The 22,527-nt window shown below is 69.2% G+C and carries 23 protein-coding genes and 1 riboswitch; of the genes, 17 read left to right on the top strand and 6 right to left on the bottom strand.

The window, feature by feature from the left end; translation table 11 throughout:
* The first annotated feature begins 42 nt into the window (after positions 1-42).
* From IJ15_RS0112315 to IJ15_RS0112295, 5 genes are all read left to right on the top strand, one after another.
* Positions 43-1,686, top strand: coding sequence for an FAD-dependent oxidoreductase (locus tag IJ15_RS0112315; RefSeq protein ID WP_197059813.1), 1,644 nt, complete (start codon positions 43-45; stop codon positions 1,684-1,686).
* A gap of 26 nt (positions 1,687-1,712) precedes the next feature.
* Complete coding sequence (locus IJ15_RS0112310; RefSeq protein WP_031938640.1) at positions 1,713-2,021, top strand: rhodanese-like domain-containing protein; 309 nt, start codon at positions 1,713-1,715, stop codon at positions 2,019-2,021.
* A gap of 208 nt (positions 2,022-2,229) precedes the next feature.
* Positions 2,230-4,395, top strand: a complete 2,166-nt coding sequence (locus tag IJ15_RS0112305) for an MMPL family transporter (protein ID WP_031938639.1) — start codon at positions 2,230-2,232, stop codon at positions 4,393-4,395.
* A gap of 93 nt (positions 4,396-4,488) precedes the next feature.
* Positions 4,489-4,755, top strand: a complete 267-nt coding sequence (locus IJ15_RS0112300; protein WP_031938638.1) for a metal-sensitive transcriptional regulator — start codon at positions 4,489-4,491, stop codon at positions 4,753-4,755.
* A 49-nt stretch (positions 4,756-4,804) separates the two neighbouring features.
* Entirely contained in the window at positions 4,805-5,191 is a 387-nt protein-coding gene (locus tag IJ15_RS0112295) for a DUF302 domain-containing protein (RefSeq protein ID WP_031938637.1), read from the top strand.
* Positions 5,192-5,209: 18 nt separating this feature from the next.
* Here IJ15_RS0112295 and IJ15_RS0112290 read toward each other — a convergent pair whose 3' ends face one another.
* A complete protein-coding gene (locus IJ15_RS0112290; protein WP_031938636.1) occupies positions 5,210-6,274 on the bottom strand; it encodes a TDT family transporter in 1,065 nt (354 codons plus the stop codon).
* A 91-nt stretch (positions 6,275-6,365) separates the two neighbouring features.
* Between IJ15_RS0112290 and IJ15_RS0112285 the strand changes: the two genes are divergently transcribed.
* Positions 6,366-7,259 carry a LysR family transcriptional regulator gene (locus tag IJ15_RS0112285; RefSeq protein ID WP_031938635.1) on the top strand — a complete coding sequence of 298 codons (894 nt, stop codon included), beginning with the start codon at positions 6,366-6,368 and terminating at the stop codon, positions 7,257-7,259.
* A gap of 12 nt (positions 7,260-7,271) precedes the next feature.
* Here the strand turns inward: IJ15_RS0112285 and IJ15_RS0112280 are convergent, their stop codons facing one another.
* Positions 7,272-7,736 carry a tRNA (cytidine(34)-2'-O)-methyltransferase gene (locus IJ15_RS0112280; protein WP_031938634.1) on the bottom strand — a complete coding sequence of 155 codons (465 nt, stop codon included), beginning with the start codon at positions 7,734-7,736 and terminating at the stop codon, positions 7,272-7,274.
* Positions 7,737-7,851: 115 nt separating this feature from the next.
* Between IJ15_RS0112280 and IJ15_RS0112275 the strand changes: the two genes are divergently transcribed.
* Entirely contained in the window at positions 7,852-8,460 is a 609-nt protein-coding gene (locus tag IJ15_RS0112275; protein WP_031938633.1) for a pentapeptide repeat-containing protein, read from the top strand.
* 9 nt (positions 8,461-8,469) lie between these two features.
* Here IJ15_RS0112275 and IJ15_RS0112270 read toward each other — a convergent pair whose 3' ends face one another.
* On the bottom strand, positions 8,470-8,976 hold the full coding sequence (locus IJ15_RS0112270) for a GNAT family N-acetyltransferase (protein WP_031938632.1): 507 nt from the start codon (positions 8,974-8,976) through the stop codon (positions 8,470-8,472).
* Positions 8,977-9,007: 31 nt separating this feature from the next.
* Here IJ15_RS0112270 and IJ15_RS0112265 point away from each other — a divergent pair, with 31 nt between their 5' ends.
* Positions 9,008-9,868, top strand: a complete 861-nt coding sequence (locus tag IJ15_RS0112265; RefSeq protein WP_197059809.1) for a bifunctional methylenetetrahydrofolate dehydrogenase/methenyltetrahydrofolate cyclohydrolase — start codon at positions 9,008-9,010, stop codon at positions 9,866-9,868.
* Between the two features lie 39 nt (positions 9,869-9,907).
* Positions 9,908-10,153, top strand: a complete 246-nt coding sequence (locus IJ15_RS0112260) for a DUF3017 domain-containing protein (protein WP_051918818.1) — start codon at positions 9,908-9,910, stop codon at positions 10,151-10,153.
* Between the two features lie 37 nt (positions 10,154-10,190).
* On the opposite strand, the gene metX is transcribed toward IJ15_RS0112260, so the two are convergent.
* On the bottom strand, positions 10,191-11,330 hold the full coding sequence (metX, locus tag IJ15_RS0112255) for a homoserine O-acetyltransferase MetX (RefSeq protein WP_031938629.1): 1,140 nt from the start codon (positions 11,328-11,330) through the stop codon (positions 10,191-10,193).
* A complete protein-coding gene (locus tag IJ15_RS0112250; protein WP_051918805.1) occupies positions 11,327-12,640 on the bottom strand; it encodes a bifunctional o-acetylhomoserine/o-acetylserine sulfhydrylase in 1,314 nt (437 codons plus the stop codon). Before IJ15_RS0112250 ends, metX begins: the two co-directional genes overlap by 4 nt.
* Positions 12,641-12,779: 139 nt before the next feature.
* Positions 12,780-12,895, bottom strand: a riboswitch (SAM riboswitch).
* A 203-nt stretch (positions 12,896-13,098) separates the two neighbouring features.
* Here IJ15_RS0112250 and IJ15_RS0112245 point away from each other — a divergent pair.
* The 8 genes from IJ15_RS0112245 (at position 13,099) to yhjD (ending at position 21,101) form a co-directional block, all read left to right on the top strand.
* Positions 13,099-14,490, top strand: a complete 1,392-nt coding sequence (locus IJ15_RS0112245; RefSeq protein WP_031938627.1) for an amino acid permease — start codon at positions 13,099-13,101, stop codon at positions 14,488-14,490.
* 189 nt (positions 14,491-14,679) lie between these two features.
* Entirely contained in the window at positions 14,680-15,903 is a 1,224-nt protein-coding gene (locus tag IJ15_RS0112240) for an NADP-dependent isocitrate dehydrogenase (protein ID WP_031938626.1), read from the top strand.
* Positions 15,904-16,091: 188 nt separating this feature from the next.
* Complete coding sequence (locus IJ15_RS0112235; RefSeq protein ID WP_197059812.1) at positions 16,092-17,222, top strand: MFS transporter; 1,131 nt, start codon at positions 16,092-16,094, stop codon at positions 17,220-17,222.
* A 29-nt stretch (positions 17,223-17,251) separates the two neighbouring features.
* Entirely contained in the window at positions 17,252-18,055 is an 804-nt protein-coding gene (locus IJ15_RS0112230) for an exodeoxyribonuclease III (RefSeq protein ID WP_031938624.1), read from the top strand.
* The gene (locus IJ15_RS0112225) at positions 18,055-18,570 is read left to right on the top strand and encodes a ribonuclease domain-containing protein (RefSeq protein ID WP_031938623.1); all 516 of its coding nucleotides are present in this window, start codon (positions 18,055-18,057) and stop codon (positions 18,568-18,570) included. Before IJ15_RS0112230 ends, IJ15_RS0112225 begins: the two co-directional genes overlap by 1 nt.
* Complete coding sequence (locus IJ15_RS0112220) at positions 18,570-19,010, top strand: barstar family protein (protein WP_031938622.1); 441 nt, start codon at positions 18,570-18,572, stop codon at positions 19,008-19,010. The genes IJ15_RS0112225 and IJ15_RS0112220 overlap by 1 nt, the downstream gene beginning before the upstream one ends.
* 14 nt (positions 19,011-19,024) lie before the next feature.
* Complete coding sequence (gene trpS, locus IJ15_RS0112215; protein ID WP_031938621.1) at positions 19,025-20,068, top strand: tryptophan--tRNA ligase; 1,044 nt, start codon at positions 19,025-19,027, stop codon at positions 20,066-20,068.
* Between the two features lie 7 nt (positions 20,069-20,075).
* Complete coding sequence (gene yhjD, locus IJ15_RS0112210; protein WP_031938620.1) at positions 20,076-21,101, top strand: inner membrane protein YhjD; 1,026 nt, start codon at positions 20,076-20,078, stop codon at positions 21,099-21,101.
* Between the two features lie 6 nt (positions 21,102-21,107).
* Here yhjD and IJ15_RS0112205 read toward each other — a convergent pair whose 3' ends face one another.
* Positions 21,108-22,445: a D-alanyl-D-alanine carboxypeptidase family protein gene (locus IJ15_RS0112205; protein ID WP_031938619.1), complete on the bottom strand. Its 1,338-nt coding sequence runs from the start codon at positions 22,443-22,445 to the stop codon at positions 21,108-21,110.
* Positions 22,446-22,527 lie beyond the last annotated feature (82 nt).

Genomic DNA, 22,527 nt, shown 5'->3' with positions numbered 1-22,527 from the left:
ATACCCCCTGGGGTATAGTCGACCGCAACATCGAGGAGGTAGATCGTGAAGGTTGTCATCGTCGGAGGCGTCGCCGGAGGAATGTCCGCGGCCACCCGCATGCGTCGTCTGGACGAGTCCGCGGAGATCATCGTGTTCGAGCGCGGCGCGCACGTCTCGTTCGCGAACTGCGGTCTGCCCTACTACGCCGGTGGTGTCATCGAGGACCGCGACGAACTGCTGCTGCAGACGCCGGAGAGCCTCGGCGCCCGGTTCCGGCTCGACGTCCGCGTCCGCAGCGAGGTCGCCGCGATCGACGCCGACGCCCGCACCGTGACCGTGCGCAACCTCGAGTCCGGCGACACCTACGTCGAAAGCTACGACGAACTGGTCCTGAGCACCGGCGCGAGCCCCATCGTGCCGCCGCTGCCCGGCGTCGAGCGTGCCCTGATCCTGCGTGACGTCGAGGACGTCGACCGGCTCGTGTCGCAGATGTCGTCTGCCCGCAGCGCCGTCATCGTCGGCGCCGGCTTCATCGGCGTCGAACTGGCCGAGAACCTGCGTCACCGCAATCTCGACGTCACCGTCGTCGAACTGGCCGACCAGGTCCTCGCCCCGCTCGACCCCGAGATGGCGGCCCCGGTCGCCGACCGCATGCGCGAGAACGGCGTGCGGCTCGAGCTCGGCACCCAGCTGACCTCGATCGGCAGGGCCACCGCCGAACTGGCGGACGGGCGCACCGTCCCGGCCGACGTCGTCATCATGGCGATCGGCGTCCGGCCCGAAAACGCGCTGGCGAAGATGGTCGGTGCCGATCTGGGGGAGCGGGGTGGCGTCGTCGTCGACGACCAGATGCGCACCTCCGTCCCGCACATCTTCGCGGTCGGTGACGCCGTCGAGAAGCGGGACGCGGTCGGCGGCGGCGTCGCGATGATTCCGCTCGCCAACCCGGCCAACCGGCAGGGTCGGCTGGTCGCCGACGTCATCGCCGGACGCCCGGTGCGCGCCAAGTCGTCCACCGGCACCGCAGTCGTCGGCGTGTTCGGGCTGATCGTCACCGCGACCGGCTGGAACGAGAAGCGGTTGCGCGCGGCGGGTCGTCCCTACCAGGCGATTCACACCCATCCGCAGTCGCACGCCGGGTACTACCCGGGTGCGCAGCAGATGGCGATCAAGCTGCTCGTCGATCCCGAGACCGACGCCATCCTCGGCGCCCAGGCCGTGGGCGGCGAGGGCGTGGACAAGCGCATCGACATCATCGCCACCGCGATGGCCGGTGGGCTGACCGCGTCGGACCTGGCCGATCTGGAACTGGCCTACGCACCACAGTTCGGTTCGGCCAAGGACCCGGTGAACATGCTCGGCTACATCGCCGACAACCTGCGCACCGACTCCACCCGTACCGTCCAGTGGCACGAACTCGATACCCTGGTCGCCGGTGGCGCGTCGCTCGTCGACGTCCGCACCGCCGACGAGTTCGCGGCCGGCGCCATCCCCGGCGCCGTCAACGTCCCGCTCGACGAGCTCAGGGACCGGGTCGGCGAACTGCCCGCCGGTGACCTGATCGTGCACTGCCAGGTGGGCCAGCGCGGCCACACCGCGGCACGCCTGCTCGGACAGCTGGGCCGCCCCGCGGCCAACCTCGACGGCGGCTACAAGACGTGGGATGCGGGGCGGCGTGTGAACGCGGCTGTCGGCATCTCCTGAATCACAGAACCTCCGGAAGGAACCCCATGCGCGAAATTGACGTGACCGAACTCGAAGCGGTGCTCGCCACCGGCGCCCCGCTCGTCGACGTCCGTGAGTCGGACGAGTTCGCCGAGGCCCGGGTGCCCGGGGCGGTCTCGATCCCGCTGAGCGAGTTCGTCTCACGCGTCGACGAGGTTCCGGCCGAGGGCGCCGTGTACCTGATCTGCGCGGCCGGTGGCCGTAGCGCGCAGGCCGCCGAGTACCTGGTGGCCCGCGGCGTCGACGCCGTCAACGTCGCCGGCGGCACCATGGCCTGGCTGCAGTCCGGCCGTGTCGTGGAGTCCGGCAACTAGCTCCCCCGAGCCCGGTCGGGGCCGAGAGGTTCCCGACCGGGTTCTCTTTTTCCCTCGCATATACCCCCACCCGTATTTCTCCCCCTCGCGTTTTGCGCACTTGTCGCGCGAATCCCACGCGTGAAACCGCGACAAGTGCGCAAAACGCGGGACCGGAACCACCGGAACCACCGGAACCAGACACCCACAACCCCGAAAGGCATCTCCCATGACCACCACCGGACAGCGGCAGGATTCCCCGCCGCCATCCACCGCGTCCGTCGGCGGGCCTCTGGCCCGACTCGGCGCTGCGATGGCCGACAACTTCAAATGGGTGATCACCGCCTGGCTCGTGCTCGTCGTCGCTCTCGGCGCCGCCGCACCGTCGGTGTTCAGCTCGCTGGCCGGTGCCGGCTGGCAGGCCAACGGTTCCGAGTCCGTCAAGGTGCGCGAACTCGCGCAGGAACACTTCGGCGGCAACGCGTCGTCCGCGATCCAGGTCGTCGTCCACTCCGACGACAAGCCGCTCGAGGATCCCGCGATGCAGCAGGTGCTGGGCGAGGCCACGTCGATCCTGACCGCGGACGGCCGCATCGGCGAGGTGATCCCGCCGCAGCCCGGCATGACCATCAGCCCCGACGGGCACACCGGCATCCTTGTTGCCGGCGCGAACGCGAACACCGACGACATGGTGCGCGCAGTCGACGACCTCGGCGCCGCCCTGACGGCGCTGTCCGGCGACGGCATCGAGGTCTACCCGACCGGCGCGTCGGCGCTGTGGAGCGACTTCAACAAGGCCAACCACGAGGCGATGATCAAGGCCGAGATGGTGTCGTGGCCCGTCACGCTCGGCATCATGGTGCTCGCGTTCGGCTCGTTGGTCGCGGCCGGTCTGCCGCTGCTGCTGACGATGGCCGGTCTGGTCGCCTCCGCCGGTGCGCTGGTGCTCCTCAACGAGATCACGCCGATCTCGGTGTGGGCCATGAACTTCGCGATGATGTTCGCGCTCGCGCTCGGCATCGACTACGCGCTGTTCCTCGTCGTCCGCTTCCGGGAGGCGTTGCGTGCGAAGGCTGATGCGCGACTCGCGGTCGCCGAGACGATGGACACCGCCGGCAAGGCCGTGCTGCTGTCCGGGCTGACGGTGCTGGTGAGCCTGTCCGCCGTGCTGCTGGTCCCCGCGCCCGCGGTCCGGACGATGGCGGTCGGCATCATGCTCGCGGTCGTGTTCGTCCTCGCGGCGACACTGACGCTGCTGCCTGCGGTCCTCGCCAAGCTGGGCCGCAAGGTCAACGCCGGCTCGCTGCCGTACGCCAAGAAGCAGCAGGAGCAGACCGGCGGCTCCCCGTTGTTCACCAAGTGGGGCAAGCTGCTGGACCGGCACCCGTGGCCGTTCGCGGTCGGTGCCGTCGTGATCCTGGTCGGGCTCGCGATCCCGGTGTTCGGGCTCAAGGTCGCGATGCCGTCCATCCAGGTGGTCCCGGAGGACGCCCCCGTCCGCCAGGGCTACGAACTGGTGCAGGAACAGATGGGCATCGGCGCACCGGGTGCGCTGCAGATCGTGGTCCCCGAGGCCGACGCGCCTGCGGCGGCCGAGGCTGCTGCAGCCGTCGAGGGGGTCGCCGCAGTGACGCCCGCAATGCCGGCGCCGGACGGTTCCGGACTGGTGATGATGCAGGCGCTGCCGACGGTCGACCCGTCGGACCCGGTGCTCGGTGGCACGCTGGACGCCCTGCGGGCCGAACTGCCGGACAGTGCGCTGGTCGGCGGTGCGCCGGCGGAGAACCTGGACCTGCAGCAGGCCCTGAACGACTACCTGCCGATCGTCATCGGCGTGATCCTGGTGCTCGGCTTCCTGCTGCTGCTGGTGGCGCTGCAGGCACCGCTGGTCTCGCTGATCGGCACCGTGGTGAGCCTGCTGTCGACCGCCGCCGCGTTCGGTGTCGCGAAGCTGATCTTCCAGGACGGTCACCTGTCCGGGCTGCTCGGCTTCACTCCGCAGGGCTTCCTCGACGGCTGGGGTCCGGTGTTCTTCTTCGCGATGATCTTCGCGATCGCGATGGACTACACGGTGTTCCTGCTGTCGACGGTCAAGGAGCAGTACGAGAAGACCGGTGACGCCCGCAAGGCCCAGATCGGTGGCATGGCGCACTCCGGCAGGGTGATCTTCGCGGCGGCCGCCGTCATGGTGGGCGTGTTCTTCAGCTTCGCGCTGGCCGAACCGTTGCCGCCGAAGGAAATGGGCATCCTGCTCGGTGTCGCGGTGCTGCTCGACGCGGTGCTGATCCGACTGGTGCTGCTGCCGGTGCTGCTGCGCCTGACCGGCAACGCCGCCTGGTGGTCCCCGCGCTGGCTGCGCAAGGCGCTGCCGAACATCACGTTCTCGCACGGGTGATCCACGTGCCGGATCCGACTGATGACCGTGGTCACAGCCGGATCCGGCCGGGATACCCCTGTGGGTAATCTGGACGAAGAACGAGGAGGTCCCATGACCGGAGACGAAGAGAGCATCGCCCTGGTGCTCAACCGACTGCGCCGCGCGCAGGGGCAGCTGGCGGGCGTCATCTCGATGATCGAGAGCGGCCGCGAGTGCAAGGACATCGTCACGCAGTTGGCGGCGGTGTCCCGGGCCCTGGACCGGGCCGGATTCAAGATCGTCGCCACCGGTCTGCGTGAGTGCATGACCGGCGACGGCACGGCGTCCGAGCCGCTGACCGAAGCCGAGCTGGAGAAGCTGTTCCTGGCCCTGGCGTGACATCCGGCCCGAGGCCGGGAACCGAACCGACAACCGTGAGGAGTTCGTGATGGATCTGGGAATCTCGACCCGTTTGAACACCGAGTTCGACGACGCGATCGCCAAGACCCGGGCCGCGTTGGCCGAGCAGGGTTTCGGTGTCCTCACCGAGATCGACATGCAGGCCACGCTGAAGACGAAGATCGGCGCCGAGATGGAGCCGTACGTCATTCTCGGCGCGTGCAATCCGCAACTCGCCCACCGGGCGGTCGGCGTGGATCGCCAGATCGGGCTGCTGCTGCCGTGCAACGTCGTCGTCCGCGGCGACGGTGACGGCGTGATCGTCGAGGCGATGAATCCGGCGATCATGGTCGAGGTGACCAAAGAACCGGAACTCGAGGCGGTCGCCGCCGAGGCCACGACCCGGCTGCAGGCCGCGATCGGCGCCCTGGCCTGACCGACTGTTCGGCCCGGCTCAGGCCGGAGCCGGAAGCGCCCTGGTCCGAACCCGGTGTGCGGTGTGAATTGCGACCACGCACCAGGCGAGGACCAGGGCGCCCAGCAGTCCGGCTGACAGCAGTCGCGGGATCTCGAAGTCGCCCGCGACACCGAATGCCCCCATCCCGACGGCGCACGCGCCCACCGGGAAGGTGAAGCTCCACCAGCTCATGGTGAACGTCAGGCCCCGCCGGAAGGCCCGGGCCGTGACCACCCCGACCGCGGTGAACGCGACGATCATGAACGTGCCCATGACGAGTCCGTAGCCCAGGCCGGCGACGTGCAGGGCGGCGGCGACGTCGTGGCCGACGGCGTGCTCGGCCGCGGTGCCGAGCAGATTCGCGGCCGCGATCGACTGGCCCATGATGCCGAGCGGAATCCACATCGTGGGCAGGGCCTGCAGCGGCGGCAGTCCGCGCTCGGCGATCTCGCGGCCGACCATGGTGAGGATGCACAGCCCGAAGACCAGCGCGAGCGTGAAGAGCGTGTAGCAACCGCCGAGCATCGTGACCCGGGGCCATCCCGCGGGAACGTGTTCCACCAGTGCCGCACCGGTCGCGGCCGACACCATCGGCGGCACCACCGGCATCAGCCAGGCCGGGCTCGGGTTGCCGCGGTCGGCGACCGTCTGCAGCCGCCGCGCCATCACCGTGAAGGTCGCGAGTCCGGCGCCGGTGCCCAGCGTCCACAGCACCCCCGCGACCGCGAACGCAATGTTCGGGTCGAGCACGGTCGAGCCGACCGCGGCGGTGCCCGCACCGACGGTGAGCACCGCCATCGGCAGCGCCCCGTAGAACGGGAACATCGTCACGCTGCGGGCGTAGTCGCGGGCATGCTCGGTGTGCCGGACCCAGTGGACGACGAACGCGGTCGCGATCACCACGAGCAGGGCCGTCGCCAGCAGCCAGAAGGCCAGCGCGATCGCCTGCCGGCCGGGAAGATTCACCGGCAGTGCGGCGGTGGCGACGGCGATGATGCCGGTCCCCATCACCACGGCGAACCAGTTGGGCGTCAGATGGGCCAGACGTGAAGCTGTGAGCATGACATCAACTCTTCCGTTTCATCGTTGTCCCCGGTAGCAGCCTCGGGGTGGACGGGGTACAAACGCAACTTGTGGGGCTAGCCTTGGGGGTATGCCGCTCTCGAACCGCGTTCCCGAACTCGCCGCGCTGGACGTGCTGGTCGCGGTGGGTCGGCTCGGGAGCATGGGGGCGGCCGGACGCGAACACGGGCTCAGTCAGCAGGCCGTCAGCGCACGGGTGCGCTCCGCGGAACGTCAGCTCGGGATCCGCGTGTTCGACCGCGGCTCCGGCGGCGTCCAACCCACCGCAGAGGGCGCACTGATCCTGGAATGGGCGTCCGCGATCCTCGACTCCGCCGAGGAACTCGCGTCCGGCGTCGTCGCCCTGCGCGGCGAGATGGACGCCAACCTCACCGTCGCCGCCAGCATGACCATCGCCGAATACCTCGTACCGGCGTGGACGGTCACGATGCGACGCAAACACCCGAACGTCGTCACCTCGGTGCGCCTGCTCAACTCCACCGACGTCGCCGCGCAGGTCCGAGCGGGCGACGCCGACCTCGGATTCGTCGAAGGCCCCGCGATCCCGGACGGACTGCGATCACTCGAGGTGGCACGTGACGAGCTCGTCGTGATCGTCCCACCCGGCCACCACTGGATCTCCCGCTCGCCGATCGCCGCGAGCGAACTCGCATCCACCGCACTGATCCAGCGCGAATCGGGCTCCGGCACCCGAACGACACTCGAACACGCCGTGCCCGGATGCGTCGAACCACTGCTGGAACTGACCTCGTGCACCGCCGTCAAAGCGGCAGTCGTCGCCGGCAACGCACCCGCCGTCGTGTCGTCCCTCGCGGTCGAGGCAGACCTGGGGGACGGACGACTCTCCGCCGTCGAGGTCGAAGGCCTGCGGATGCCGCGACGGCTGCTCGCGGTGTGGGACGAATCCCGCGGACTGCGCGGCGCCGCCCGCGACTTCCTCGACATCGCGCGCGCCGGAGGCTAGACGCCGCCGAAGCTAGACGCCTCCCTCGAAGCCGTGCTGGCGCCACGCCTCGTACGTGACGACCGCCGCCGCATTCGACAGGTTCAGCGACCGCCGGCCCGGCACCATCGGGATCCGCACGTGCGCGGTCACGTGCGGGTCGGCGAGGACCTCCTCCGACAGCCCCGTCGGCTCGGGGCCGAACAGCAGGACGTCGCCGGCCCGGTACTCGATGTCGGCGTACGACGTCGACGCGTGCGCGGTGAACGCGAACACGCGGTCGGGATTCAGCGCCGCCCACGCGGCCTCGAGATTCTCGTGCACCGTGACCGAGGCGAGGTCGTGGTAGTCCAGACCCGCCCGCTTCAGCTTCGGCTCGGACAGGTCGAACCCGAGCGGGCCGACGAGATGCAGTTCGCAGCCGGTACCGGCGACCATGCGGATCGCGTTGCCGGTATTGGGCGGGATCCGGGGCTCGTGGAACATCACTCGAAACACGGCGTTCAGCTTGCCAGGCGCCGAGGGTGCGCCGGCACGCGGGCGCGGCGGCGACCGTCACCGCCCGCTGGGTGCGACGGTCGTAAATGTCGGTGCCCGGGGGCAGCATGGACGTATGACAGGTGAACTCGTGGAGATCGTGGGGGAGGACTTCTCCGACGCCCGTATGTCGCGCGAGAACTGGAGCCGGCACCGCTACACCGCGTGCTCGTTCCGGGACGCCGACCTGTCCGAGTTGCGGACCGAGTTCGCGGTTTTCACCGAGTGCGATTTCACCGGGGCCGATCTCACCGACTCGCATCACCACGGCAGCGCGTTCCGGTCGTGCATGTTTGCGCGGACCACTTTGTGGCACAGCAGCTTCCGTAGCTGCAGCCTGCTCGGGTCGGTGTTCGTCGACTGTCAGTTGCGACCTCTGCAGATCGACGAGGTGGACTTCACGCTGGTGTCGATGGGCGGCGCCGACCTGCGTGGGCTGGACTTCGCCGATTCCCGGTTCCGTGAAGCCAACCTGGTGCAGGCGGACCTGCGCGGCGCGATCCTGCGGTCGGTGGATCTGCTGGGTGCCCGCGTCGAAGGCACCCGCCTCGAGGGCGCGGACCTGCGCGGGGCGCACGTCGACGCCGGACTGTGGACGGCCGCGAAGCTCGACAAGACCCAGGTGGAGTTGACGCAGGCGGTCGCCTACGCGGCGGCGCACGGACTCGTCGTCGAACCGTGGTGAGGACGGGGGTCAGCGCACGAGTTCGCGGGCCAGCAGATCCATCAGCAGTCCGTCGCGCCACACGCCGTCCGCGCCCTTGCTGTACTCGCGCATGACACCGACGTCCCGGAACCCCACCTTGCGGTAGCACGCGACCGCCACCGTGTTCGCGGCCTCGGGGTCGATGACGATCCGATGGAAGCCGTGGTCGTCCACCAGATGCGTGCACAGCACCCGCACCACCTCGGTGCCCAGCCCGCGGCCGTGCACGGCCGCATCGAGGAACAGGTCCACACCGGCGTGCCGGAACTCGGGGTCCGCCTCCTCGTACCACTGCACGAACCCCACGACGCGGTCGTCGAGCAGCACGGCGTATCCGACGGTGCCGGGCTCGGGCGAGGGCCAATCGTCGGCGGGAACCTGCCACCACCGGCGCACCGCGGGGGAGTTGTGGATCTCACGCAACCGGTCGCGATGGACGGGCCGGACGGGCGTCAGCAGGACACGCGGACCGCGAAGATCCGGAGCGGATGTCACGCGGTCACCCTAGCCTGGAACAATGGTCGCCGTGACTGCAACGATCCTGGACGGCAAAGCGACCCGCGACGAGATTTTCATCGACCTCGAGGCCAGGGTGGCGGCCTTGAAGGAGAAGGGCATCACGCCCGGACTCGGCACGATCCTCGTCGGTGACGACCCCGGATCCGCGTCCTACGTGCGCGGCAAGCACAACGACTGCGCCAAGCTCGGTGTCGCCTCGATCCGCCGCGACCTGCCCGCCGACATCACCCAGGCCGAACTCGAGGCCGTCATCGACGAGCTCAACGCCAACCCCGAGTGCACCGGCTACATCGTGCAGCTGCCGCTGCCCAAGCACCTCGACGAGAACGCCGCCCTCGAGCGCATCGACCCCGACAAGGACGCCGACGGCCTGCACCCGGTGAACCTGGGTCGCCTGGTCCTGGGCAAGGAGGCGACGCTGCCCTGCACCCCGCGTGGCGTCGTGCACCTGCTGCGCCGCTACGAGGTGCCGATCGACGGCGCCCACGTCACCGTCGTCGGTCGTGGCGTCACCATCGGCCGCCCCATCGGACTGCTGCTGACCCGCCGTTCGGAGAACGCGACGGTCACGCTGTGCCACACCGGCACCAAGGACCTGGCCGCCGAGGTGCGCCGCGCCGACATCGTCGTCGCCGCCGCCGGTGTCGCCGGGCTGATCACCGCCGACATGGTCAAGCCGGGTGCCGCGGTCCTCGACGTGGGTGTCAGCCGCACCGCCGACGGACTGAAGGGCGACGTCGCCGACGACGTCCGCGAGGTCGCCGGCTTCGTCTCGCCGAACCCCGGCGGTGTCGGACCGCTCACCCGCGCGTTCCTGCTCGCCAACGTCGTCGAGCGGGCCGAGAAGCTCGCCGGTCTGCGCGACTAGGTTCGCCCGGTGGCGCAGTTCGTGCGACGGAACCTACCGATGCTGGCCGTCCTCCTCGTGGTGGCGGCCGCATTGGTGTTGGTCCTCGCCGACCGCTGGCGGCGAGGCGCCTTCGTCCTCGGGGGCGCCATGCTGCTCGCGGCATTCCTGCGTGGAGTTCTCTCACCCGATCGGGTGGGGTTGCTCGAAGTGCGGGGCAAGGGGTTCGACGTCGCGGCCATGACGGTCGTCGGCGTCGCCATCCTCGCGCTGGCGGTCTCGATCGATCCGCTCGGTACCGACTGACCCGCCGAGCGGATCACCGGTACCCGTCTACGTGGGATCAGCGCGCGGCGCGCGCCAACTCCATCGTCTCCTTCAGCAATTCGGCCACCGCGTCGGCCTCGGTGAGGAAGCCGTCGTGGCCGTCCTTCGACTCGAGGACCCGCAGGCGGTCGCTGCCGGGCAGGCCGTCGGCGAGTTCCTGCTGCAACCGCAGCGGGTACAGCCGATCCGAGTCGACGCCGCCGACGATCACCGGGACATCCGTCGACGCGAGTGCCGCGGCGACACCGCCGCGTCCGCGCCCGATGTCGTGCCGGTTCATGGCCTCGGTCAGCAGCACGTAGGTGCTCGGGTCGAACCGGGCGACCAGCTTGTCGGCCTGGTGTTCGAGATAGCTCTGAACGGCGTAACGTCCACCGTTCCAAGGGTTCTCGTCACCCTGGCTGTCGTTCGCGAAACGCGAATCCAGTTCGCTTTCGGTGCGGTACGTCAGGTGTGCGATCCGGCGGGCCAGCCGCAGACCGGTCGTCGGCACACGCCCGGTGCCGTGGTAGTTCCCGCCCTGCCAGTCGGGGTCCGCTTCGATGGCCGCGATCTGGGTGGTCTGGGTACCGATCTGGTCGGCGGTCGCCCGCGCGCCCACCGCGAGGACCAACGCCGAATCGACCCGGTCGGGATACCCGACAACCCATTCGAGTGCGCGCATGCCACCCATCGACCCGCCGACGACGGATGCCAGGCGCTCGATGCCGAGCAGGTCCGCGAGCGCGACCTCCGCGGTCACCTGATCGCGGATGGAGATGGAGGGGAACCGTGAACCCCACGGCGCGCCGTCGGCCGCGAGCGAACCGGGACCGGTGGTGCCGCGGCAGCCGCCGAGCACGTTGGTGGCGATCACACACCACTCGTCGGTGTCGACCGGCGAACCGGGGCCGATCATTCCGTCCCACCAGCCGGGGGAGGGGTGTTCGTCGTCCGCCGACCCGGTGACGTGCGAATCGCCGGTCAGCGCGTGCTCGACCAGGATCACGTTGTCGCGGTTGGGGGCCAGTTCCCCCCACCGCTGGACGGTCAGCGTGACGTCGGGCAGCACCGCACCGCTCTCGAGTTCGATCGAGCCGATGTGGACATTGCCCAACCGCCCGTCCGGCGGAGGGAATCCGGCCGGACGGGCGTTGCGAACGGAGCTGACGGTCAAGACGCGGCCGCCGCGAACCCGGCATCGAGGTCGGCGAGGATGTCGTCGATGCCTTCGATGCCGACAGCGAGACGGACCAGGCCGGGGGTGACGCCGGACGCGAGCTGCTGCGCCGGGCTCAGCTGCGAGTGCGTGGTGGAGGCCGGGTGGATCACCAGCGAGCGCACGTCACCGATGTTGGCGACATGGCTGTGCAGCGACAGGGCATTGACGAACTTCTTGCCCGCGTCGACGCCGCCGGCCAGTTCGAATGCGACGATCGCGCCGGCGCCGCGCGGGGCGATCGTCTTGGAACGCTCGTGCCACGGCGACGACGGCAGCCCGGCGTACGCCACCGAGGCGACCTCCGGACGGGCCTCGAGGTACTCGGCGACGGCCTTCGCGTTCGCGACGTGGCGCTCCATCCGCAGGCTCAAGGTCTCGATGCCCTGCGCGATGAGGAAGGCGTTGAACGGCGAGATGGCCGACCCCAGGTCGCGCAGCAACTGCACCCGCGCCTTGAGTGCGAACGCCGGAGCGCCCAGATCGGCGTAGACGACGCCGTGGTAGCTCGGGTCGGCGGTGGTGAAGTTGGTGTGGCGGCCCTGCGTCCAGTCGAACTTGCCACTGTCGACGATGACACCGGCGACCGCGGTGCCGTGGCCGCCGAGGTACTTGGTGGCCGAGTGGACGACGATGTCGGCGCCGTGCTCGAACGGACGGATCAGGTACGGGGACGCGACCGTGTTGTCGACGATCAGCGGGATGCCGTTCTCGTGCGCGACCTTCGAGATCCCCGGGATGTCGAGGATGTCGTTGCGCGGGTTGGAGATCGACTCGCCGTAGAACGCCTTCGTGTTCGGGCGGATCGCGGCACGCCACTGCTCGATGTCGTCGGGATCCTCGACGAACGAGACCTCGATGCCCAGCTTGCGCAGCGAGTAGTGGAACAGGTTGTACGTGCCGCCGTACAGGCGCGGGCTCGACACGATGTGATCCCCGGCCTCGGCGAGGTTGAGGATCGCGAACGTCTCGGCGGCCTGGCCGGACGACAGCAGCAGCGCCGCGACGCCACCCTCGAGCGCGGCGATCCGCTGCTCGACGGCGTCCTGCGTCGGGTTCATGATGCGGGTGTAGATGTTGCCCGGCTCGGCCAACCCGAACAGCGCGGCGGCGTGATCGGTGTTGTTGAACGTGTACGAGGTGGTCTGGTAGATCGGCAACGCGCGCGCATTGGTGGTGCCGTCGGGCGACTGGCCGGCATGGACCTGCTTGGTCTCGAAGCTCCAGTCGGCCGTCGGATCGGTGGCGGCGTCGGTGATGTCGGTCATGAGTCGTCTACTCCAGGTTTCGGGAGGTGATGAGACGGCGCGGCGGCGTCCGCGCGCCGGAATGACTGAGCTAAGTGCGACAACAACACATGAGAAACCTCCGGTGGGGCATGGCCCTGTCAGTGGGTCCGTCCCAGCGGACCCGCGCTTGTCACCCGGCTCTCGCCGGGAAACCTGGTCATCACCCGGGGCACCCCACCGCGGATGGAGGGTTGCCGACCAGCGAGCCGGGGCTTGACGCTGGCACTCATGACCTGCCGCCGATAGTAGCGGTATCGACCGCGCAGTTGGAAGGAGGGCGGGGAGAAACGGGCCGGGGGGAATGTGACGAGTTCCTCCCGACATCGGCGTGGATTCGGGGCCGGACATATCGCACGACCGGTGACGCGGCCCACAGACGTAGTCTTTCGGTCGACGCTGCGCCCAGCCGTTACCCCCAGATTCCAGAGAGTTCGATTGTGAAAGACACCGCCGCGGCACTGACCCGCGGCCTCACAGCGCGCCACATCCGCTTCATCGCACTCGGGTCCGCGATCGGGACCGGGCTGTTCTACGGCTCCTCGGAGGCCATCCACCGGGCGGGACCGTCCGTGCTGTTGGCGTACCTCATCGGCGGCGCGGCGATCTACATCGTGCTCCGCGCGCTGGGCGAGATGGCGGTGAGCAACCCGGTGTCGGGTTCGTTCGGCGAATACGCCGGCAAGCACCTGGGACCGCTCGCCGGCTTCGTGACGGGCTGGACCTACACCTTCGAGATGATCGTCGTCTGCCTGGCCGACGTGACCGCCCTCGGCGTCTACATGGGCTTCTGGTTTCCCGACGTGCCGCGGTGGATCTGGGTGCTGGCGGCGGTCTTCTTCATCGGGGCGATCAACCTGCTCAGCGTCAAGGTCTTCGGCGAGGTGGAGTTCTGGTTCACGATCGTCAAGGTCGTCGCGATCGTGGCGATGATCGCCGGCGGTATCGCGGTCCTGGTGTTCGGCTTCGGGCTCCACGACACCAGCGAGGGCGTGTCGAACCTGTGGGACAACGGCGGGTTCTTCGCCACCGGGTTCGGCGGGTTCATCGGTTGCTTCGCGATCGTGATGTTCGCCTTCGGCGGCACGGAGATCATCGGCGTCACGGCGGGCGAGGCGGAGGACCCGGAACGGACGGTGCCCCGGGCGATCAACACCGTGCCCGTCCGGATCATCCTGTTCTACGTGCTGACCCTGGCAGTGATCATGGCGATCACCCCGTGGCCGGAGATCGGGTCGGAGGGCAGCCCGTTCGTCGAGATCTTCCAGAGTCTCGGCATCGGTGGGGCCGCCGCGGTGCTGAACGTCGTGGTGATCACCGCGGCGCTGTCGGCGATCAACAGTGACATCTTCGGCGCCGGCCGGATGATGTACGGCATGGCGCAGCGCGGTCAGGCGCCCGCGGTGATGCGTCAGGTGTCCCGCAACGGGGTCCCGTGGATGACGGTGGTCATCATGATCGCGACGCTGCTGGTCGGGGTGTTGCTCAACTACCTGATCCCGGATCGGGTGTTCCTCGTCATCGCGTCGATTGCGACCTTCGCCACCATCTTCGTCTGGTTGATGATCCTGTTTGCGCAGTACCGCTCGCGGAAGCAGATGACGCCGGAGGAGACCGCGGCGCTGAAGTTCCCGGTGCCGTTCTGGCCGTACGGGCAGTTGGTGGCCATCGCGTTCCTGCTCTTCGTGGTCGTCGTGCTGGCTTTCGACGCCGATACCAGGCTGGCCCTCGTGGTCGGCGGGGTGTGGCTGGGCATGCTCACCCTGGCCTACCGGCGATGGGTCGCGGCGAAGTCCGCCGACGTCGAGGCGGGAAAAGTTACCCGGCAGTAGGGTGTGCGGCTCCCGGCCCGGTGGTTGCGGTCCGTGCGAATAGCAGTACGCTCGTCATGTTTGGGTCGGCCCCTACGCGGGAGATTCGGACCGTATACGTTTGATAATTGAACCGTTGGCGGACCCGCCCACAAAGTGGTCCGTTCACGTGGAACCAGGGAAAACTTCCTAGGAGGACGCGAAGCCCCCATGTCCAAGATCAAGGTCGAAGGTAAGGTCGTCGAACTCGACGGCGACGAGATGACTCGCATCATCTGGCAGTTCATCAAAGACAAGCTGGTCCATCCCTACCTGGATGTCGACCTGGAGTACTACGACCTGGGGATCGAGCATCGCGATGCGACCGACGACCAGGTGACGATCGACGCAGCCGAAGCCATCAAGAAGCACGGCGTCGGCGTCAAGTGCGCGACGATCACGCCGGACGAGGACCGGGTCACGGAATTCGGCCTGAAGAAGATGTGGCGTTCCCCGAACGGCACCATCCGTAACATCCTGGGCGGAACGATCTTCCGTGCGCCGATCCTGATCTCCAACGTCCCGCGTCTGGTCCCCGGTTGGACCAAGCCGGTCATCGTCGGACGTCACGCGTTCGGTGACCAGTACCGCGCCACCGACTTCAAGGTCCCCGGCGCCGGCACCGTCACCATCACGTACACCCCCGAGGACGGCTCCGAGCCGATCCAGCACGAGGTGTGCCGCATTCCCGAGGACGGCGGCGTCGTCATGGGTATGTACAACTACAAGAAGTCCATCCAGGACTTCGCCCGTGCCTCGCTCGCGTACGGCCTGCAGCAGAACTACCCGGTGTACCTCTCCACGAAGAACACCATCCTCAAGGCCTACGACGGCATGTTCAAGGACGAGTTCCAGAACATCTACGAGACCGAGTTCAAGGCTGAGTTCGACGCTGCCGGTCTCACCTACGAGCACCGCCTCATCGACGACATGGTCGCTTCCTCGCTCAAGTGGGAGGGTGGCTACGTCTGGGCCTGCAAGAACTACGACGGCGACGTCCAGTCCGACACCGTCGCACAGGGCTACGGCTCGCTGGGTCTGATGACCTCCGTGCTGATGACCCCGGACGGCCGCACGGTCGAGGCGGAGGCCGCACACGGCACCGTCACGCGCCACTACCGTCAGCACCAGCAGGGCAAGCCCACCTCGACGAACCCGATCGCGTCCATCTTCGCGTGGACCCGGGGTCTCGAGCACCGCGGCAAGCTGGACAACACCCCCGAGGTCATCGACTTCGCGCAGCAGCTCGAGGACGTCGTCATCAAGACCGTCGAGAACGGCCAGATGACCAAGGACCTCGCTCTGCTGATCGGACCCGACCAGGGTTGGCAGACCACCGAGGAGTTCCTCTCCACGCTGGACGAGAACCTGCAGAAGGCTCGCGCGTCACGCTGATGCGCCGCTGACTTCAGCTGAAACGGGACGTTCCCCTCGTGGGAACGTCCCGTTTTCTTTCGGTCGGTACCGTCGAACGTCTGCCGTCTCCACCGTGCCCCCCGAAAGGCAACGTCTTCTTGACCATCTCTGCCCCCGCCCAGGCGCCCACCGGCGCGTCCCTCTCACGCTCCGGGCGCCGCCGCGCGATGCTGGCGCTCGCGATGGGCGGCTTCGGTATCGGCACCACCGAGTTCGTCGCGATGGGGCTGCTGCCGCAGATCGCGGGCGGTGTGGGCGTCTCGGAGTCCACCGCCGGTCATGTCATCACCGCGTACGCACTGGGCGTCGTGGTGGGCGCACCGCTGATCGCGGCGCTCACCGCGCGGCTGCCCCGCCGGGCGCTGCTGATCGGCCTGATGGTCGCGTTCACCGTCGGGAACGCGGCGACGATCGTGGCCCCGGACTACGGCGGGCTGCTGGTCGCCCGTTTCGTCGCGGGCCTGCCGCACGGCGCCTACTTCGGCGTGGCGTCCCTCGTGGCGGCGCATCTCGCCGGACGCGGCCACCGCGCCAAGTCGGTGGCGATGGTGATGTCGGGTCTCGCGGTCGCCAACGTCGTCGGAGTGCCGGCCGCCACCTGGATCGGCCAGGCGCTGGGCTGGCGCGCCGCCTTCGCGGTCGTCGCGGTCATCGGCGCCGTCACCGTCGCCGCGATCACCGTGTGGGTTCCGCCACTGCACGCGCTGCGTGCCAGCAACCCGGCCACCGAACTCGGCGCACTGCGGCGCGGCCAGGTGTGGCTGACCCTGGTGGTGGGCATGGTCGGGTTCGGCGGCATGTTCGCCGTCTACACGTACGTCAGCTTCACCATGACGGAGGTCGCCGGGCTGCCGATGTCGCTGGTGCCGCTCGCACTGATGGTCTACGGGCTCGGCATGGTCGCCGGGAACATCCTCGGCGGCCGGCTCGCGGACCGGGCCCTCACCCGCGGGCTGTTCGCCATGATGGGCGCGCTCGTGGTGCTGCTCGCGACGTTCGCCGTCGCCGCCCACAACCCCTACACCGCGATGATCGTGCTGTTCCTCGTCGCCGCCGCCGGATCGGCACTGGTACCCGGCCTCCAGACCCGGCTGATGGACGTCGCCGCCGACGCTCAGACCCTCGCCGCCGCCCTCAACCACTCCGCGCTCAACATCGCGAACGCCTTCGGCGCGTGGATCGGCGGCGCCGTCATCGCCGCCGGATTCGGCTACACCGCTCCCGCCCTCGTGGGCTCGGTACTCGCCCTGTCGGGCATCGCGGTCCTCGGCGTCGCGGTGGTGACGGCCCGGCGATAGCGTCGGCCCGTTCGGCTACGGTTCTTCGCGTGCCACACATCATCACCACGGTCAATGTCAACGGCGTCCGCGCGGCGGTCAAGAAGGGCCTGCTCGAGTGGATCGAGGGCTCGCAGGCGGATGTCGTCTGCCTGCAGGAGACCCGCGCGTCGGACGAGCAGCTCCACCAGGCGCTCGCGCCCGCGCTCGACGCCGGTTGGCACCTGGCCTCCGCCGAGCCGTCCGCGAAGGGCCGCAACGGTGTCGCGGTGCTGTCGCGACGTCCGGCGGACGCCGTGCGCATCGGGTTCGGTGACGACGAGTTCGCCGACGCCGGACGCTACATCGAGGCCGACTTCGACGCCCTGACCGTCGGCAGCCTGTACCTGCCGACCGGCGAGGCCGAGACGCCCAAGCAGGAGCAGAAGGAACGCTTCATGGCGTCGTTCGCGACGCACCTCGGCCGCAGCGCCGCGGCGGCCGCAGCGACGGGACGCGAGGTGCTGGTGTGTGGCGACTGGAACATCGCCCACACCGAGCGGGACATCAAGAACTGGAAGGGCAACGTCAAGAAGTCCGGATTCCTGCCGAGCGAGCGGGCCTGGGTCGACGGCCTCCTCGCCGACGGCACGTGGGTCGACGTCGTGCGGACCCTGCACCCGGACGTCGACGGCCCGTACTCGTGGTGGTCGTACCGCGGCAAGGCCTTCGACACCGACGCCGGCTGGCGCATCGACTACCACCTCACCACGCCCGGCCTGGCCGAGCGGGCCAAGGAGGCGCGGGTCGAGCGGGCCGCGACGTACGCCGAGCGCTGGTCGGACCACGCGCCCGTCACGGTCCAGTTCCGCTGATGGCCGCGCCCCGATCGAAGAACCCGATCATCGCGCTGCTCGTCGCCCTCGCGGGCCTCGCCGTGGCGGTGTTCGTCGGAACCCAGGGCGGGGGAGACGACCAGGCCCCGGCTGCGGCGTCGGTCACCTCGGTCACGTCGGTGACGAGTTCCGCGACGACCACGACCCCCAAGGCCGCCACCGCGAAGCCCACCGCCCCCAAACCCGGTGCGACCTCGAGTGTGGCGAAGAACAGCGCCGTCCCCGACTACGTGTGGACCACGCTGGCCGCGATCGACGCCGGCGGCTGGCCGCCCGCAGACTCGCCCGGCACGCAGGGCGGGCGGACGTTCGGCAACCACGAGGGCCGGCTGCCCGCGACGTCGGACGGCGGCCGGAAGGTCCGCTACCAGGAGTGGGACGTCAACCGGAAGCGTGACGGTCGGGGCCGCGACGCCGAACGCATCGTCACCGGCGACGACGGCTCCGCGTGGTACACCTCCGACCACTACGAGACGTTCGTGAGGATGCGCTGATGCTGCTGTCGCCGCCGCAGGGCCTGTCGTTGCTGGTCGTGGATCCCGCTCGCGCCGCCGGCATCGAGGAGGACCTGCGCGCCGCCGGACGTCCGGTGCGGCACGTGCGCGGACGTCGGATGGCGACGGTGCGGGCGCTGTTCGACGAGTTCGCGGCGGCGTTGCAGTTCCCGTACTACTTCGGCCGTAACAAGGACGCGTTCGACGAGTGCTTCGGCGAGATCGGCGACACCGTCGGCGCCGACCCGGTGGTGTTCGTGCTCGACGCCGACGTGCTGTTGGACGAACAGTCGGGGGAACTGTCGTGGTTCGCTGCGGCCGTCGGCACCGCGGCCGCGTCGATCGTGTTGCAGGTGCGGCCCGGTCACGCGGACGCCTTGGTCGGCCGGTGCCGGGCCGTCGGCGTGCACCTCCCTCGCATCGCCGATCGCGACGCGTGACAGGATCGGGAATTATGTCGAGTACTGCAGAGAACACCGCGACCCCTCCGACCGCGAAGCCTCGCGTCCTGTCGGGCATCCAGCCGACCGCCGACTCGTTCCACCTCGGCAATTTCCTCGGTGCGTTGCAGCAGTGGGTGCCTCTGCAGGACGACTTCGACGCCTTCTACTTCATCCCCGACCTGCATGCGATCACGGTGCCGCAGGATCCCAAGCAACTGCGGCAGCGGACGCTGCGGGCCGTCGCGCAGTTGCTGGCGCTGGGCATCGACCCCGAGCGGGCGACGCTGTTCGTGCAGAGCCAGGTGCCCGAGCACGCCGAACTGGCGTGGGTGCTCAACTGCATCACCGGTTTCGGTGAGGCCAGTCGCATGACGCAGTTCAAGGACAAGTCGGCGCGGCAGGGCAGCGAGCAGGCCAGCGTCGGACTGTTCACCTACCCGGTGCTGATGGCCGCCGACATCCTGCTCTACCGTCCGCAGCGGGTCCCGGTGGGCGAGGACCAGCGCCAGCACCTCGAACTGGCCCGTGACCTCGCCGGCCGCTTCAACACCCGGTACGGCAAGACGTTCGTGATCCCGGAGCCGCAGATCATCAAGGGCACCGCGAAGATCTACGACCTGCAGGACCCGCACGCCAAGATGAGCAAGTCCGCGGCGACGGAGTCCGGCCTGATCAACCTGCTCGACGATCCCAAGGTGTCGGCGAAGAAGATCAAGTCCGCGGTCACCGACAACGAGCGCGAGATCCGGTTCGACCCGGAGAACAAGGCGGGCGTGAGCAACCTGCTCACGATCCAGTCGGCGCTGTCGGGCAAGAGTGTCGACGACCTCGTCGCAGGCTACGAGGGCAAGGGCTACGGCGACCTCAAGACCGACACCGCGGAGGTCCTCGCCGAGTTCGTCACGCCGCTGCGGCAGAAGGTCGACGGCTATCTCTCCGACCGTGCCGAACTGGACCGCATCCTCGCGGCCGGTGCCGCGCGGGCCCGCGAGGTCGCTGCCCGGACGCTCGGCCAGGTCTATGAGAAGGTGGGATTCCTGACCACCGGGAGGTAATCGACACATGGCCGACGGCGCGCCGAGCTTTCTCGACAGGCAGCGAGCGGCGCGGCCGTGGCTCGATCACCTCGTCCGCGCGGGCGGACGCTACCAGCAGCAGAAGGGCGACTACTACGCCGCCGGGATCACGTACTTCACGATCCTCGCGATCGTGCCGATCCTCATGGTGGCGTTCGCCGTCGCCGGTTTCGTGCTGGCCGGTAATCCCGAGTGGATCATCGACATCCAGGAGCAGGTCAGCAAGAACATGCCGGGCGGGCTCGGGGAGACCGTCAACTCCCTGATCGACTCGGCGGTCTCGGCCCGTACCGGTGTCGGTGTGCTCGGCCTGCTCGGCGCCGCCTACGCGGGGCTCGGCTGGATGGCGAACCTGCGCGATGCGCTGACCGCGATGTGGGAGACCACCCGCGAGTCCGGGAACTTCCTCGTCACCAAGATCAAGGATCTCGCGGCCCTCCTCGGCCTGGGCCTGACGATGCTCGTGTCGTTCGGACTGTCCGCCCTCAGCAACGGGCCGCTCGCGGGCAGGTTCGTCGAATGGCTCGGTGCCGAGAACATCACCGGTGTCGGGGTGGCGGTGCGGATCGCGTCGCTCGTGGTCGGCCTGCTCGCGACCTGGGCGGTGCTGACCTGGGTGATCGCGCGCCTGCCCCGCGAACCGGTGACGCTGCGCAGCGCCGCCCGGGCGGCCCTCGCCGCCGCGATCGTGTTCGAGATCTTCCGTCAGGTCGGCGCGATCTATCTGGCCGCGGTCAGTCAGGGACCGGCGGGAGTGGCGTTCGGACCGATCCTGGGTCTGCTCGTGTTCAGCAACCTCACCGCCCGCCTGATCCTGTTCGCCACCGCGTGGGCCGCGACCGCGCGGGACAACCTGAAGAACGCGTTCGTGCCGCCGCCGGACTCCGCGGTGATCCGCCCGCGTGTCCAACTACGGGCGGGCCCGACCGTGAGGGAGGCGCTGGCGTTCACCGGCGCCGGCGCGCTCGCGGCGATCGGACTGGCCGGCCTGTGGAAGCGCCGGGGCGACTGAGCCGGATCAGCGTCGTTTGCGGCGGGTGATCACGCGGGCCCAGCCCAGCAGGCCGACGACGATGCCCGACCCGACGATGCCCACGGCGACGCGTCCGGCGGCGTCCTTGTTCGGCAGATCCGAACCCGACGCCAGATCCATACCACCGGGACCGTGCGTGTCGGGTCCGGCGACCTCCACGGCCCGGGCTTCCGACGGGGCCTGCGGATCCACCAGGGTGCCCACCGTGGTGGTGGGGTCGAGGGCGTACCCGTAGTCGAGCAGTCGGGCGACCTGCTCCCACGGACGGATGGGCAGCACGTCCGCGGCCGTCAGCGTGACCGCCAGCCGTCGGCCGTCGCGGTCGGCGCCCCCGACGAACGTCTGACGGGCGTCGTCGGTGTAGCCGGTCTTGCCGCCGAGCGCCCCCGCGTAGTTGGTGAGCAGCAGGTTGTCGTTGTGGATCGGGTAGGGCTCGACCGGAGTGCTGTCGGGCATCGTCGGATCCGCGGGATGCCCGGGGAACATCACCTGATCGGTGGAGATCAACTGCGCGAACGTCGGGTTCTGCATCGCCGCCCGGAAGAACAGCGCGAGGTCGTACGGCGACGTCGACATTCCGGGTCCGTCGAGACCCGACACCGATGCCGTCCGGGTGTCCAGCGCGCCCAGGGACGCAGCCTTCTCGTTCATCTTCGCGACCGTGGCCTGCTCGCCCCCGAGTTGCTGTGCGAGGGCGTGGGCGGTGTCGTTGCCGGACCGCATCACCAGGCCCTGCATCAACTGGAGATTGGTGTACGTGCCACCGGCGCCCAGACCCGCGGAACTGCCCTCCACGGAGGCCGTCGCGGCGTCCACGACGACGCTGGTGTCCAGATCGAGTTCGTCGAGTGCGACCAGCGCGAGCAGCACCTTGATGGTGCTGGCGGGCCGGTAGCGGCCGTGCGGGTCCTTCGCGGCCAGCACCTGACCGGTGTCCAGGTCGGAGAGCAGCCAACCGGTCGCAGAGATGTCGGCGGGCAGCGGCGGGGTGCCCGGGGCGGTGACGACGCCGCAGTTGCCGAGCGCGTCGCCGCCGACCGGGTCGGCCGGCACCGGGACCGGCGGGGGCGCCGTCTCCCCGGGCCGCGGAACCTCCGACAGGTCGATCGCCGGCGGTGGCGACTGCCGGTGCGGACAGTCGTCGGTGCTCGGGGTGCTGTACGGGGGAGTGGTGGTGGGCGCGACACCCGGGTCGGCGATCAGGGGAGCCTGACCGGCGAGGGGCACGGCCGTCGCCGGAGCGACCCCGGCACCGAGGACGAGTGCGGAGGCCGTGGCGGTCAGGAGAATTCGCCGCCGTGTGGACTTCGGGTGTGCAGCCATAACGACATTCCAGGGTAGGCCCTGAAACGCGTTTTGCGCACTTGCCGCTGTCCCGAACGTGTCGGGAACAGCGTCAAGTGCG

Source organism: Prescottella defluvii (assembly GCF_000738775.1).
GTDB classification, from domain to species: domain Bacteria; phylum Actinomycetota; class Actinomycetes; order Mycobacteriales; family Mycobacteriaceae; genus Prescottella; species Prescottella defluvii.
This window is presented reverse-complemented; position numbering and strand designations above follow the sequence as displayed.